This is a genomic window from Pseudomonas fluorescens (genome assembly GCF_012974785.1).
Classification (GTDB): domain Bacteria; phylum Pseudomonadota; class Gammaproteobacteria; order Pseudomonadales; family Pseudomonadaceae; genus Aquipseudomonas; species Aquipseudomonas fluorescens_BT.
Genome location: NZ_CP027561.1, coordinates 1,875,332 through 1,889,589, shown reverse-complemented (window position 1 = coordinate 1,889,589; position 14,258 = coordinate 1,875,332). Strand labels below are relative to the sequence as shown.

The window sequence follows — 14,258 nt, the reverse complement described above, 5'->3', positions numbered from 1 at the left end:
GGTAGGTTAACGCAACTAACTAGTTACCTTGACACCAATTCAGCAAAAAACTAACAACATCTATTGTTTATTTTCATAAAAACAGTCGTACTCACCATATGGATCTATCCTCACTCGCTGCGAGTTCAAGGTCTTCCCTCCAGACATCTCTCGCCAAACGGTAGACCTCCTTAAAAAAACAACGCGAACTGTCTAACGAATACCACTCACCTCTAGGCCAACTACACGTTTCGCACTCGTCTATTTCAAAAAGACTACTAAAATCATAGTTTGAATCACCTAACGCCGCTTCTAAGGCCTCAACCAAAACCAGCTTATGCCTATATGATAGGTATGGCAGGTTCAGACAGTACTTCCTGATGAGAATCTCTCTATCCTCAGGAACATTCGGATTATATACACCGAGCTCTAGGCCTCGAGTCTCCTCTCGATCATAAACATCAAAAACGCCAATAAACCAAGTAAATCTTGGTTCGAAGCGCTCATTCATATACGGATCTTTCAACATCATCTTTTCTCCGACGGGAAGCCAGTAAATGGCTCCTGCGTGTTCGTCCTATCAAACTTAACTTCAAACCAGTTCATATTTTCATTCAAAATCGGATTTTGCGGATCTGAACTCTTCGGCCTATACCCCCGCCCTGCCCCAGGCAATTCAAATCTAACTATAGGAATATCATTCTGATCCCTTCCCGTATGCATGATTAAGCCATTTTTATCCCTAGCCATCGCCTTGTTTAATGCACCCAAATGCATTCGCCAGTTATGAAACTGTGAGCTTGGATTTCCTCTGGGCGGTGTTGGAGTGACGCCAGTGTGAGGATCAGTACCATCGATGGCTCGCTGCTTAACCGCCCTATCAGGAATTTCAGAGCTATGTTTTTTGACGGTGTGCATACCATAACGGTCTTCATATTCAGTTACCCGTCGCTTGGCGTTTTCCTCGGCTACCTCATCAATCCTCGCCCGCCGCTCCTGTGCTGTCATCTTTGGCAGAGGGGGCGCCCCCTCTTCGACGACCACTCGACCGGCTTCGTATCGCATTGGACGGCGCGGGGTCGGCGGTGGGCAAGAACAGCTCAACCCCAACGGATCCACCCACCCCGTCGGATTCGGCACATACCGGTACTGATTCAGCCCCCCAGCCAGCTTCACCGGATCCGGCGTCAGGTACCGTCCCACGTCCGGGTCGTAATACCGATGCCGGTTGTAATGCAGCCCGCTTTCGTCATCGAAGTACTGCCCCTGAAAACGTAGCGGCTGGTCCAGGTAGTCCTCGGTCGCGAGCTCCAGCGAGGTGACTTTGCCGTAGGCGCTGTATTTGGCTGACCAGACGATGTCGCCGCTGTAGTCGGTCAACTCCTGCGGGGTGCCGAGGTGGTCGAGCTGGTAGTAGAACGGGCAGGCGCGTTTCGGGCCTTTGCCGTCGAGCAGCGCCAGCGGACGAAAGGTGCCGGGTTCGTAGATGAAGCTGCGGTGCTGTTCCTTGCTGCTCTCGGCGATCAGGTGCTCGCCTTGCCAGAAAAACTCGGTGGTCTGGCCGTCGACGCTCTTGCGGATGCGCCGGCCGAAGGCGTCGTACTGGTAGCTGGCGGTGGTGCCGTCGGGACGGGTCAGGCCGATCAGGCGGTGCTGGCTGTCGTAGCGGTATGCAGTGACGAGTTGTTGCGCGCGGCCGCGGCGTTCGCGGATCAGGTTGCCGAAGGCGTCGTAGTCATAGTGGCGGTCGCCCTGCATCAGCAGGCGGTTGCCTTTGATGCTGGTCGGGCCCGGCCGGTCCTGCATCAGCAGGTTGCCGGCCGGGTCGTGGGCGAAGTTTTCCGGCAGGTCGTCGCGGGTGTGGCGTACGCGGATCAAGCGGTTGAGGGCGTCGTACTGGTAGCTGCGCTGGCCGTGGCGGGTGTCGGCGATGTGTTCGAGGTTGCCGTTGGCGCTGTAGGCAAAATCGCGGCGGTACAGCGCGCTGCGTTGATGACCGACAGCGTGGGCGCGTAAGCGGCCCTGTTCGTCGTAGGAGTATTCGCTGAGCAGCAGGCCTTGCTGGCGCTGCTGCTCGCGGCCGTTCTGGCAGGTGTGGCGGGTGAGCAAGGCGCCGTTGAGGTCGATCGCGGTCAGCGCGCCGCCCTTGGCGTAGTGGTAATCGAGCTTGCTGTTGTCCGGCAGACGCAGGCGAGTGAGCTGGCCGCAGGCGTCGTAGGTGTAACGCAGGGTGCCCCAGCCCTGATGCTCACGCACCAGGCGGTCCTGCAGGTCATACTCGAAGGCCAGCGGGTGATCCTGGCCGTCATCCACGCCGACCAAACGGCCCAAACGGTCATAGCGGTAGCTGACCTCGACCCCGTCCGGCAGGGTCTTGAGCAGCAGGCGCCCGGCGCTGTCGCGTTGGTAAGTGGTGACCAGCGTCGAGCCGTCGTCGCCGAACTCGGTCTTTTCCAGCAGATGACCGTTGCGGTCGTAGGCGTAGGCGGTGCGCCGGCCATCGAAGCCGGTTTCCTGTCGGATCAGTCCGGTCGGCGTGTAGTCCAGCCGGTACTTTTCGCCCGACTCGTTCTCGATTTCCGTGAGCAACAGCTGCGCATGGTCGTAGCGGTATTGAATCCGCGTGCCGTCGGGGTTGATCCGCCGGCTGACCAAATGCAGGTCGTCGTCATACTCGTAGCGGGTGATCCGCCCCAGCTCATCGCGTTCGGCGGTGACCTGGCCGTAGGCGCTGTAGGACCAGGCACGGGTGGCACCGGTCGGCGAGGTGGTCTGGATCAGCCGGCCAACGGCGTCCCAGGCGTGGCGGGTGATCGCGCCATGTTCGTCCTGCGCAGTAATCCGCCGCCCCAGCGCATCGTAGGAAAACTTCCGAACCCCGCCGTCCGGCAGACTTTCCTCGACCAGTTGCCCAAGGTCATTCCACACGAACACATGCCGAGCCGAATCCGGATAACGGATCGACAGCAACCGCCCCTGCGGGTCGTAGTAGTAATGGGTGACATGGCCGTCGGGATCGACCGCTTCGGTGACGTCGCCCTGGGCATTGCGCCGGTACGTCCACACCGCATCGCCACGCGAACGGCTGTGCAGGAAACCGTGGCGGTACTCGTAGGACGTTGGCGCATCGTCCGGCGGAATCAGCGCGATCAGCCGTCCGACGTCGTCGTAGCGGTATTCGGTGACCGCGCCCAGCGCATCCTGCTCGGCGATCAGCCGGCCCTGAGCATCGTAGGCCTTGAGCTGCTCGCCCCCGTCGGCGGTGACCTGACGCACCAGCCGCGCCGTGTCGTCGTGGACGTAGGTCTCTTCAGTCCCATCGACGTAATGCACCGTGACGCTGCCGGCGTCATCCCAGACGTAACGCGTGTCCATCTGCGAAAACGACGCCCAGTGCCGCACGCAACGCGCCGCCTTGCCGGCACGTTCCCACTCCCAGAAGAAGCTCGCGCCGCCGCTCAATTGCCGTTGCAGGATGACGTGCTGGTCGTCGTAGTCGTAACGCTCGCTCTCGCCGACGGCGTTGGTCGCGTCGATCAACCGATGGCGGGCATCAAAGCGGTAGCTGACCAGCGTCTGCTCGGTGCGCCAGGCCGACTCACAAAAAACCTGATAATCGACGGCGACCAGATGCGCCCGCTCGTAACGCAGCAGCAGCGAACGACCGGCCCCGTTATCCAGGCGCTGAATCCGGTCGGAATGATCCCGATGCACCGTCAGACGATTCGCATAGGCATCGCTGACAGCGGTAAGACGTCCAGCCCGAAAGTGATAAAACCGCGCCGCGTCCCCCGCCAGCGCGACGATCAGTTCCTCCGGCTCGTCCCGAGAAAAATCGCCGCCCGCGACAAACTGTTGTGAATCGCCGGCCGCTCGACGCTCGGCAATGGAAACCGCGTGCGCCGGTTCTCATGGTCGACCCAGACCACCGAAGCACCATCGACCTCCAGCCGATGCGCCAGCGAATGACTCCAGCCAAACCCCAGCCCGACATCGATCTCGGCCGCACTGGTGCGATACAAGCGGCTGAACTCGAACGGCAACAGCCCGTCGAGCACGCCGTCAGTCAGCGTCAGCAATTCCTCACCGGTGACCATCGACACCGGACAGCCGTTGGTGCAGGTCCGCGGCGCACAATCGGCACTGTCACCGTTGGGGTTCTTCGCCTGATCCGGCGTGTCGTCGTGGTGCTCGTCTTTTTTCAGGGAGGCATTGCGCCGGGCATCCCAACGCAGTTGCATGCGGCCCTTTTTCACCCCGGCGGCGATGCCCCGCGCGGCGACGGATTTGTACTGGTTCACGTAGCCGATGAAGGTGCTGACAATGCCGAACATCGCCTTCACCAGGCGCGTCACCGCCGACAGCAACTGAGCGCCACGCTCCGCCAGACGCAAGGTCAGATACGCAATCCCCGCCCCGGCGCCGACAAAGGTCAGCACAACACCGATCAACACATCGATCAGCAGTTGCACCACCACCATCGAAACCGCCTCGGCAGTTTTCCCGGCGACTTCGCTGGGTGGCAGCATTTCGAGCCACAAACTGGCCGTGCGTAACAACAGACACAGCGCGGCCTCGTCACTGACGAGCAGTTGGAGCTGCTCCATCTTTTCCGGCATCGACACTGCGAATTCGGCCAACGTCGTCGCGCCATCTCCCAAGCGCCCAGCAAACTCGAGAGGATCCTTGAGAATCTCCGACAGCAACCCGATGCTGTCCCACGCCCCCTCGATCGCCGCCCAGCTCCCGGCCAGCATGCCGTTGCCCGCCGCCGTCGCCACCGACTGCGACCACTGCGGCCTGAAGCCCTGCCACTCGCTGCGCAGCCAGCTATCCAGCTGTCGGGTCAGACCATCGTAGGACTCGAACAGCGCATCAACCTGCTTCTCGCTGGCCTCGCCGTGCACCACTACCCGGTAGAACTTGCCTGCCTCACCGGTAAACAAACCCTTGCCCTGAGCATCGAGCGTGACGGACTTGACCTGGCCGCCATCCACCGCCACGACATCAACAACGATGTCGCCCAACGGAATGTCGTACACCGACTCGAACTTGCTCTCGATCTCCATTCGCCCGGTTGCCGGGCATTGCACGACAGCCGAAGAGAAACGCTTGTCGTCAATCGCGACCGCCGTGCCGTGTTCGCCGAAACGGATGATCCGCTCCATCCCCATCAGCGACGGCAGATCAGCCGCATGACTGACGCCGTCTGCCGAGCGGCTGAGCCAGTGCTTCAGCTGTTTGCGATAGAGATCGAGGGTGCGGGGAAAGCTGTCGAGTTCTTGCTCGATGCGGGTGACGGCATCCATCAGCGCATTCCCATGCGCATGGCGAAACGAAAAACCGGGTCGAGCATGTGCGTTCCCTCGCGCAAAAATCAGGCGAAGGACTTTGCGGGGGATCAATCAGAAAAGAAGTCAGGCGAGTAGGCGAGGGATGTAGGAGAAGTCTGTAACTGATCTTTATCGAACAGCTGACGCAAGAACGGGGCGGGAGGTTTCCCTCACGCCCCGTTCACGGAACACCGGATTTGTTTATCGAGAAGCGTCCCGGCCGACCAGTTCTTTCAACTTGAGCTCGGCCAGCGGATGCCCGGCCTGCGCGGCCATGGTCCACCAACGAGCGGCCTCCGAAGGATCTGGCGCTTTGCTCGGCGTACCTGCAAGACTGATGACACCGACTTGATACGCCGCCTTGCCATCACCGGCCAGCGCCGCCAGTCGCAACAACCGCACACCTTCTTCACGCGCACCCAGGCCCACGCCGCGAAACGTCAGGATGTGCCCGTAAAAACTTTGCGCGCCGACATCGCCCAGGTTGGCCATGCGCGCAAACTGCCCTTCGAGCCAGCGCCAGCCTCGGGGCTGACGGACAAACCAAGACCAGTGAAAGAGCCTGCGGGCGAGCCAGTAACTGACCCGCGCCTTGAGTCGTAAAAACACTCAGGCCTCCGCCGATTCCGGGTATTCGTACTCAAAGACCCGCACCACTTCCGAGGCATGCCATGAAGCAGCGGCAACACCATCGGACGGCCCGGAAAAGCGCCCAAGACGCTCGACACATTCAAAGAAACCGGTGCGTGGCAGGCGACTGGCGCCCTGGCTGATCACCAGCGAACTGCGCAACGGTTGTTCTGCTTTCGCGTCCAGAGCGGCGAGATGCTCCAGTGCAGCGGTCAGTGTCTGCATCGCCGGCGTGGGCAATTGCAGACGCTCGAGCAAGGCTCGATAGGTCAGAAGATGGCGCTGCCTGCGCGCCTGGTCCAGCTCCCCCAGCAATCCGTCCCAATGTTGACGACTGATGCGTACGCTCACGATTGTTCCCTCCACCCTGGCACCGTCAACTCCCAGGCCAGGCTGCGGCGAATTGCAGCGTCGGGCAGACGCTCTCCGCTTTCGATCATGGCCAGGTAAGACGGGCTGATGCCTACCGTGCGGGCGAGCGCCTCGATGGCGATGCCCTTCCCTTCGCGCAAACTGCGTAACTGATCCAGACCTGGAAGAATCGGGTCCGGTGTGGCCGCAAGCGGCGCTGGAGCCGGTTGCGACGGTGCTTCGTTAATGCCTGCTGCTTTCAGTAGAGCCTGATACTGAGCCCATGGCAGAACCGCATACTCGGGCTCGCCATCGCGTGCAATTATCTGAATATCCATGACTACCCCGTAGGACAACAACACTTAACGAGTCGGCACTTTTCCCTAGAAGTGTAATCCTAACAGCGGCCAAGGTCGTGGGGGGTATCTATCTGTATAAGAGGCTGTCGCGATTCAGGACTTTTTCGGCCCCTGAAGCTGAAGTTGTTCGGGCGTATCGGGCAGACGCTCGACAACCCTGAGCTTTTCCGGTGCCTGCCGTTGGCGCCACAAACGGAATGCACTGAGTTCGTCGTCGAGGGTTTTCATTAGCCAGGCAAGGACGGCGATGTCATCGAGCATGCCGAAAACGGGAATGAAATCCGGGATCGCATCCACCGGACTGAGGAAGTACATCAGGCCCGCAACGACCGAAACGATGGCCTTGGGACTGATCGCGCGATACTCACCCCGCCAGTACGCCAGGCACAGTGCTTGAAGCAGACGCAGGTCATCCTTCAACTTGCCCAGACGATTGCCTTGAGCGGCGCCTTTGCTGGCCACGGCAAACAACAGCGTCGGCAAACGGCCACGGGCCAGGAGTCGTCCGGCCAATGGCAGGAATCGGGCGAAATTCCACGGAGCTTTCATCTATTTCTCCCGTTGAAATGTTATCCACACAAATTGTGGATAACCTTGTGAACAGAGCTGCATTTCAACGCTGAGAGCCCCGGTTCATAAGGGCCGCGCTCAGATCGGGCGTTTTTTACTCACATAAAAAACCCCAATATTTCATTGACTTGGCGGCTCAGGGCGTCTAGTGCAGCCAGCCACAAAGTCTAGGACTGTCATGACGCCTGTCGGTTCGCTCTGTTTACGCCGGGCGTCGACCAGATGCAACAACGCCCCGCATTAGCGAGGCGTTGTTATCGAAACCGAGGCCAATTACTTGGCTGCGGCGTCTTCCTTGGCTGGATCCTTGATACCCAGCAGTTCCAGGTCGAAGACCAGAACCGAGTTGGCCGGGATCGCCGGGCTTGGCGATTGTGCGCCGTAAGCCAGATCGCTAGGGATGTACAGCTTGTACTTCTCGCCAACGTGCATCAGTTGCAGGCCTTCGACCCAACCCGGGATCACACCGCTGACCGGCAGATCGATCGGGCTGCCGCGCTCGACGGAGCTGTCGAATACGGTGCCGTTGGTCAGCTTGCCGGTGTAGTGAACGGTCACGACATCGGTAGGCTTAGGCTGTGGGCCGTCGGCTTTCTTGATCACTTCGTACTGCAGACCGGAAGCGGTGGTGGTCACGCCGGCCTTCTTGCCGTTTTCTTCGAGGAATTTCTTGCCGGCGGCTGCCGACTCTTCGCTCATCTTGGCCATACGCTCTTCGGCGCGCTTTTGCAGCGCAGCGAAAGCTTCGACCAGTTCTTCATCTTTCAGCTTCTGTTCTTTCTTGCCGACGGCATCTTCGATGCCCTGGGCTACCGCTTTGGAGTCCAGATCATCCATGCCTTCCTGAGCAAGGCTCTTGCCCATGTTCAGGCCGATGCCGTAGGAAGCTTTTTGCGCCGGGGTTTTCAGCTCCACGCTGGTCTGCGAATCACAACCCGCGAGTACCAGGCTAACCAGGGCTACCGCCGCCGCCAACCGATGCTGTTTCATGCTATTTCCTTGTTCATGCGCCGAAAGGGCAATCGAGTAAAGCCGCGAGCTTATCAGGCCGCCACGACCAATGGCTACCGGCATGAGAGCAGGAATCCTCCGATAAGTTCAGGGATTAAAAAGCATTTGAGCAAAGGCAGGGTGAAGCTTCTGTCATCTTGCCCTGACAGTGACCGACGCCCCTTCCCACAACACTTGGCGTAATGGCCACTTGCCGCACAGCACTCGGCTGAGGCATAACAGCGCAACAACTCGACAAGGATGTTCATCTTGCGCCTCTTATTCCGTGTGCTGACGCTGATCGTGGTACTGCTGGGACTGGTCCTGGCGGTGGTTCTCTACTATGTCGCCAATCCGAGATTGCCCTTCCCCGCGCCTGCAAAACAGGTGCATTACCTGAACCAGTGGACCGACGAAGAGCGCCAGACCTACTATTTCACGCCGCAAGGCACTCAGGTAAAAGGCCTGCGTTATGAGTGGTTCCAGGCTCTGGAGCTGCCGTTTTCGCCGCAACGTTTCGCCTCGCCGGAATACCTTGCACGCTTCGGTTTTCTGGTCGATCCGCAGCAGAAAGCCACGCCAAGTAACCCGGGGAATCTCCCGGTGGGATTCACCCGGCATCAAAATCCCGGCAGCGCCGAGCAATATCTGGACATCACCTGCGCGGCCTGCCACACCGGTGAACTGCATCTCAACGGTCAGGCCCTGCGCATCGACGGCGGCTCGGCTCAACATGTGCTGCCTTCCAGCGTTCCTACATTGCGTGGCGGCAGTTTCGGACAGGCATTGGTCGCCAGTCTGGCCTCCACTTACTACAACCCTTGGAAATTCGAGCGGTTCGCCCGCACCGTTCTCGGCGAAGAATACGACGCGCGCCACGAACAACTGCGCAAAGACTTCAAAGGATCGCTGAACACCTTCCTCAAAGTGGCATGGAACGACACTCACCGCGGCCTCTATCCCACCGAGGAAGGCCCGGGGCGCACCGATGCATTCGGTCGCATCGCCAATGCGACCTTCGGCGACGCGATTTCCCCGATCAATTACCGCGTGGCCAACGCTCCCGTGGATTACCCGCAACTGTGGGACATGTGGACGTTCGACTGGGTGCAGTGGAACGGCTCGGCGCAACAGCCGATGGCACGCAATATCGGCGAGGCACTGGGGGTTGGCGCGACCCTGAATTTCTTCGATGCCAATGGCCAGCCGCTGCAGGGCGATGAACGTTATGCATCGAGCGTGCGCGTGCGCGATCTGCACAAGATCGAAGAAACCCTGCAAAAACTTCAGCCACCCGAATGGCCGGAAGAACTGTTTGGAAAGGTCGACAAACCACTGGCAGCCAAGGGACGCGCCCTGTTTGCCGAAAACTGTGCTGGCTGCCACGTCCCGCGGGCGACGCAAGAAGGCGAACGCTGGGTCAAGCATCTGCCCATGCTGCCCGTCGACGTCATCGGCACCGATCCGAACGCAGCCAACAACATCGCCAACCACCGTTTCGACCTGACAGCCCTGCAATGGGATCCGGCAGAACTTGAGCAGATGGACGTGAAACTGCATCCCGCGCCCAAGGAGCCGCTGGACCTCAGCCAGTTATCCGTGGCCAAGGGCTTGGCTTACGTGACGGCATTCGTTGAAAACCGTGCTTATCGTGAAGCGGGCGTCACAGCGGAGGAAAAACCAAAACTCGACGGTTTCGGTCTGCCCATCGGCGTACGCGAGAATGTCGCCTATAAGGCTCGCCCGCTCGCTGGCGTGTGGGCCACCCCGCCCTTCCTGCACAACGGCTCGGTACCGAGCCTGTATCAACTGCTGTCGCCGCAGGATGAACGCTCCACGACTTTCTATAAAGGCACTCTGGAATACGACCCTCGGCATCTGGGCTACCGCACCGAAGCCTTTACCAACGCGTTCCTGTTCGACACCCGCATTACCGGCAACCACAACAGCGGGCACGAATTCCGCGCCGGCGAGCGCGGTAACGGGGTTATCGGGCGGCTGTTACAGCCGGAGGAGCGCTGGGCGCTGCTGGAATATTTGAAAGTGCTGGGCGGACCGCTGGAGGCGCAACTGCCATGATCTTCAATTCGTTCAAGAAGCCATCGATGCTGTCACGTTTCTGGTTGTGGCTGGGACGGTTGCTGGGCAAAACCCTGCTGCTTTTGCTGTTGATCGGCCTGATCGGCTGGGCTTTGGCAACCGCCTGGTTCGCCTGGCAGCACCGGGGGCCGGTATCGGCACTGGAGCAGATTCCGGACGGAGAAGCAGCGATGACGCAAGACGTGATCCAGACTGCCGTGCGAATTGTCGATCAGCACCGGGAAAGCACGCGTTTTCTGCGCGACGCCCATGCCAAGGCCCACGGTTGCGTGAAGGCCGACGTGCAAGTGCTGCCGGATCTGACTCAGGACCTGCGCCGAGGTGTTTTCAGCGAGCCGGGCAAGATATGGCAGGCAACGATGCGCCTGTCCAACGGCAACGCCTACCCGCAGTTCGATAGCATCCGCGATGCCCGGGGCATGGCGATCAAACTGCTCGATGTGCCCGGCAAACAGTTGCTGGGCGACCGTCAGGGCCTGCACGAGCAGGATTTCGTGATGTTCAGTCACCCGAACTTCTTTGTCAGCGATGTCGCCGAGTATCGTCAGAATGTGGCGGCGCAGGCTGACGGCAAGAAAGTCATGGCGTTTTTCCCAGGCTGGGACCCGAGAACCTGGCAGGTCAGGCATTTGCTCATTGCGCTGGCAACGCTTTCTCCGCCGCCAGAGAGCCCGACACGTACGACCTACTTTTCGGTTTCGCCCTACAAGTTCGGCGAGGCCAATGCGAAGTTTCGGGTGACGCCGGATCCGGACAACTGCCCGGCCTACACACTGCCGAAGCAAAACCAGGATCTGCCGAACTTTTTGCGCAGTGCGCTGAATCAACAACTGTCCACGGATCGGGTGCCTGCGTGTTTTGTGTTGCAGATCCAGCGCCAGGACGCCAATCGGTTCATGCCGATCGAAGACACCAGCATCGAATGGCGCGAACAGGACAGTCCATTCCAGACCGTAGCCAAAATCACCCTGCCCCCGCAGGACTTCGATACCCCGGCCCTGAACCTGCAATGCGACAACCTGTCGTTCAATCCCTGGTTCGGCATCGAAGCCCATCGCCCGATTGGCGGGATCAACCGCTTGCGCAAGGCGGTGTATGAAGCGGTGAGTGATTACCGGCACAGTCGCAACTCGGCGCAATAGCAGCGCCAGAAACGAAAAAAGCGACCGTCAAAGGTCGCTTTCTGGTGGTCAGGCCCGGCAAAAGCCAAATCCCGGACAGCAAAAAGCCCGCACTGGGCGGGCTTTCTGTGATGACCTGGCGTTCAGTGTTCCAGGTTATCGAATATGGCGCAGCGGACGGGACTCGAACCCGCGACCCCCGGCGTGACAGGCCGGTATTCTAACCGACTGAACTACCGCTGCGCGAAACGCTTGAAACGAATGGTGGGTGATGACGGGATCGAACCGCCGACATTCTGCTTGTAAGGCAGACGCTCTCCCAGCTGAGCTAATCACCCTTCGCTTCGTTACGGGGCGCATTATGCCACAGATTTTCGTAATGTGTTGATTTAATTGAAGTTTTTTTCAAATAAATCCGAAAACCGGTGAAACGACACATCCCGCATGTACAACTCGAGGCAGAAAAAAACCCGCCTTGGCGGGTTTTTCCGTGGTGACCTGGCGTTCAGTGTTCCAGATTACCGAATATGGCGCAGCGGACGGGACTCGAACCCGCGACCCCCGGCGTGACAGGCCGGTATTCTAACCGACTGAACTACCGCTGCGCTAAACACTTGGAAACGAATGGTGGGTGATGACGGGATCGAACCGCCGACATTCTGCTTGTAAGGCAGACGCTCTCCCAGCTGAGCTAATCACCCTTCGCTTCGGTGTGGCGCGCATTCTACGGAGCGACCCAACCTCTGGCAAGCACTTTTTTAATTAATTTTCTTAGCCCTTCCAAAGGCTTAGAGAAGGGTTGGCCTATGACCCGGCGAAGACAATAATGCCCCCCTTTGTATAAAGGAGAGACTCACCCCATGTGGTTCAAAAACCTGCTTATCTATCGCCTGACCCAAGACCTGCCTGTCGATGCCGAGGCGCTGGAAACTGCACTGGCCACCAAACTGGCGCGTCCATGTGCAAGCCAGGAGTTGACCACCTACGGTTTCGTCGCGCCGTTCGGCAAAGGCGAAGATGCGCCACTGGTGCATGTCAGCGGTGACTTCCTGCTGATCGCCGCCCGTAAAGAAGAACGCATTCTGCCGGGCAGCGTCGTACGCGATGCCGTAAAGGAAAAGGTCGAAGAGATCGAAGCCGAGCAGATGCGCAAGGTCTATAAGAAGGAACGCGATCAGATCAAGGATGAAATCATCCAGGCGTTCCTGCCGCGCGCCTTCATCCGCCGCTCGTCGACCTTCGCCGCCATCGCGCCGAAACAGGGCCTGATCCTAGTCAACTCGGCCAGCCCGAAACGCGCCGAAGACCTGCTCTCCACCCTGCGTGAAGTGATCGGCACCTTGCCGGTTCGCCCGCTGACCGTGAAAACCGCACCGACTGCCGTAATGACCGAATGGGTCACCACCCAGCAGGCCGCTCCGGACTTCTTCGTCCTGGACGAGTGCGAACTGCGTGACACCCACGAAGACGGCGGCATCGTGCGTTGCAAGCGTCAGGACCTGACAAGCGAAGAAATCCAGCTGCACCTGAGCACCGGCAAGGTTGTGACTCAACTGTCGCTGGCCTGGCAGGACAAACTGTCGTTCATGCTCGACGACAAGATGACCGTCAAACGCCTGAAATTCGAAGACCTGTTGCAGGATCAGGCGGAACAGGACGGCGGCGACGAAGCCCTCGGTCAACTGGACGCCAGCTTCACCCTGATGATGCTGACGTTCGGCGACTTCCTGCCGGCGCTGGTTGAAGCGCTGGGCGGCGAAGAGACTCCGCAGGGCATCTAAGCCTCTGCGCAGTCTTTGGGTTATCTTCAAACGCCACCGCTTCGGTGGCGTTTTCACATAATAAGGAACAGGCCATGCGCGCACTGGCTGCACTGAGTCGTTTTGTCGGCAATACCTTCGCTTACTGGGTTCTGATTTTCGCGGTGATCGCTTTCCTGCAACCGGCCTGGTTCCTCGGCCTCAAAGGCGCGATCGTGCCGCTGCTCGGACTGGTGATGTTCGGCATGGGCCTGACCCTCAAACTCGACGACTTCGCCGCCGTCGCGCGTCATCCTTGGCGCGTGGCGCTGGGCGTGGTTGCGCATTTCGTGATCATGCCGGGGATGGCATGGCTGCTTTGCCAGGTTTTTCACCTGCCACCGGAAATCGCCGTCGGGGTGATTCTGGTCGGTTGCTGCCCGAGCGGCACTTCATCGAACGTCATGACCTGGCTGGCCCGTGGCGATCTGGCGCTGTCGGTGGCCATCGCCGCCGTCACCACCCTCCTCGCCCCGCTGCTGACACCGGCGCTGATCTGGCTGCTGGCCTCGGCGTGGTTGCCGGTCTCGTTCATGGAGTTGTTCTGGTCGATCCTGCAAGTGGTGCTGCTGCCGATCGTCCTCGGCGTGGTCGCGCAACGTTTGCTTGGGGACAAAGTACGCCACGCGGTGGAAGTGCTGCCGCTGGTGTCGGTGGTCAGCATCGTGATCATCGTTGCTGCCGTGGTTGCCGCCAGCCAGGCGAAGATCGCCGAATCCGGCCTGCTGATCATGGCCGTGGTGATGCTGCACAACAGCTTCGGCTATTTGCTGGGTTACTTCACCGGACGCCTGTTCGGCCTGCCGCTGCCGCAGCGCAAATCCCTGGCACTGGAAGTCGGCATGCAGAACTCGGGGTTGGGTGCTGCGCTGGCCAGTGCGCACTTCTCGCCGCTGGCGGCGGTGCCGAGCGCGTTGTTCAGTGTGTGGCACAACATTTCCGGGGCGCTGCTTTCGACGTACTTCCGGCGGATGAGCGAAAAAGAAGACCGTGAAACGTTGGCGCAACAGGCGGCCGACTGATCCC

The 14,258-nt window shown here is 59.7% G+C and carries 9 protein-coding genes, 4 tRNA genes and 1 pseudogene; 4 read left to right on the top strand and 10 right to left on the bottom strand.

Annotation, left to right across the window (positions count from 1 at the left end):
* Positions 1-507: 507 nt before the first annotated feature.
* From C6Y56_RS08525 to C6Y56_RS08500, 6 genes and pseudogenes are all read right to left on the bottom strand, one after another.
* A pseudogene (locus C6Y56_RS08525) lies at positions 508-5,288 on the bottom strand (RHS repeat-associated core domain-containing protein).
* A gap of 225 nt (positions 5,289-5,513) precedes the next feature.
* Positions 5,514-5,921, bottom strand: coding sequence for an SEL1-like repeat protein (locus tag C6Y56_RS08520; protein ID WP_169429494.1), 408 nt, complete (start codon positions 5,919-5,921; stop codon positions 5,514-5,516).
* On the bottom strand, positions 5,922-6,293 hold the full coding sequence (locus C6Y56_RS08515; protein WP_003223109.1) for a hypothetical protein: 372 nt from the start codon (positions 6,291-6,293) through the stop codon (positions 5,922-5,924). It abuts the gene before it with no gap.
* Positions 6,290-6,631: a helix-turn-helix domain-containing protein gene (locus tag C6Y56_RS08510; RefSeq protein WP_007950435.1), complete on the bottom strand. Its 342-nt coding sequence runs from the start codon at positions 6,629-6,631 to the stop codon at positions 6,290-6,292. Before C6Y56_RS08510 ends, C6Y56_RS08515 begins: the two co-directional genes overlap by 4 nt.
* 114 nt (positions 6,632-6,745) lie before the next feature.
* Entirely contained in the window at positions 6,746-7,201 is a 456-nt protein-coding gene (locus C6Y56_RS08505) for a YkvA family protein (RefSeq protein ID WP_065260414.1), read from the bottom strand.
* A gap of 294 nt (positions 7,202-7,495) precedes the next feature.
* The gene (locus C6Y56_RS08500; protein ID WP_169429493.1) at positions 7,496-8,212 is read right to left on the bottom strand and encodes an FKBP-type peptidyl-prolyl cis-trans isomerase; all 717 of its coding nucleotides are present in this window, start codon (positions 8,210-8,212) and stop codon (positions 7,496-7,498) included.
* 270 nt (positions 8,213-8,482) lie between these two features.
* Here C6Y56_RS08500 and C6Y56_RS08495 point away from each other — a divergent pair, with 270 nt between their 5' ends.
* Together C6Y56_RS08495 and C6Y56_RS08490 are read left to right on the top strand one after the other, a co-directional pair.
* Positions 8,483-10,291, top strand: a complete 1,809-nt coding sequence (locus C6Y56_RS08495; protein ID WP_169429492.1) for a di-heme-cytochrome C peroxidase — start codon at positions 8,483-8,485, stop codon at positions 10,289-10,291.
* A gap of 26 nt (positions 10,292-10,317) precedes the next feature.
* Positions 10,318-11,454: a catalase family protein gene (locus C6Y56_RS08490; protein ID WP_169432608.1), complete on the top strand. Its 1,137-nt coding sequence runs from the start codon at positions 10,318-10,320 to the stop codon at positions 11,452-11,454.
* A 145-nt stretch (positions 11,455-11,599) separates the two neighbouring features.
* Here C6Y56_RS08490 and C6Y56_RS08485 read toward each other — a convergent pair.
* The 4 genes from C6Y56_RS08485 to C6Y56_RS08470 all read right to left on the bottom strand — a co-directional run bounded on the left by C6Y56_RS08485 (position 11,600) and on the right by C6Y56_RS08470 (position 12,134).
* Positions 11,600-11,676, bottom strand: a tRNA-Asp gene (locus C6Y56_RS08485).
* Positions 11,677-11,695: 19 nt separating this feature from the next.
* Positions 11,696-11,771, bottom strand: a tRNA-Val gene (locus C6Y56_RS08480).
* Between the two features lie 190 nt (positions 11,772-11,961).
* Positions 11,962-12,038 (bottom strand) — tRNA-Asp (locus C6Y56_RS08475).
* 20 nt (positions 12,039-12,058) lie between these two features.
* Positions 12,059-12,134: transfer RNA gene (locus C6Y56_RS08470), tRNA-Val, on the bottom strand.
* A 159-nt stretch (positions 12,135-12,293) separates the two neighbouring features.
* On the opposite strand from C6Y56_RS08470, the gene rdgC reads away from it, so the two are divergent.
* Together rdgC and C6Y56_RS08460 are read left to right on the top strand one after the other, a co-directional pair.
* Positions 12,294-13,214: a recombination-associated protein RdgC gene (rdgC, locus tag C6Y56_RS08465; RefSeq protein ID WP_169429491.1), complete on the top strand. Its 921-nt coding sequence runs from the start codon at positions 12,294-12,296 to the stop codon at positions 13,212-13,214.
* A gap of 74 nt (positions 13,215-13,288) precedes the next feature.
* Positions 13,289-14,254 carry a bile acid:sodium symporter family protein gene (locus C6Y56_RS08460; protein ID WP_169429490.1) on the top strand — a complete coding sequence of 322 codons (966 nt, stop codon included), beginning with the start codon at positions 13,289-13,291 and terminating at the stop codon, positions 14,252-14,254.
* The last annotated feature ends 4 nt before the right edge of the window (positions 14,255-14,258 follow it).

Excerpts from the sequence above, each read along its gene's own strand:
- C6Y56_RS08510 (WP_007950435.1), bottom strand. The coding sequence starts at position 6,631 with ATGGATATTCAGATAATTGCACGCGATGGCGAGCCCGAGTATGCGGTT.
- rdgC (WP_169429491.1), top strand. The coding sequence starts at position 12,294 with ATGTGGTTCAAAAACCTGCTTATCTATCGCCTGACCCAAGACCTGCCT.
- C6Y56_RS08500 (WP_169429493.1), bottom strand. The coding sequence starts at position 8,212 with ATGAAACAGCATCGGTTGGCGGCGGCGGTAGCCCTGGTTAGCCTGGTA.
- C6Y56_RS08505 (WP_065260414.1), bottom strand. The coding sequence starts at position 7,201 with ATGAAAGCTCCGTGGAATTTCGCCCGATTCCTGCCATTGGCCGGACGA.
- C6Y56_RS08490 (WP_169432608.1), top strand. The coding sequence starts at position 10,318 with ATGCTGTCACGTTTCTGGTTGTGGCTGGGACGGTTGCTGGGCAAAACC.
- C6Y56_RS08460 (WP_169429490.1), top strand. The coding sequence starts at position 13,289 with ATGCGCGCACTGGCTGCACTGAGTCGTTTTGTCGGCAATACCTTCGCT.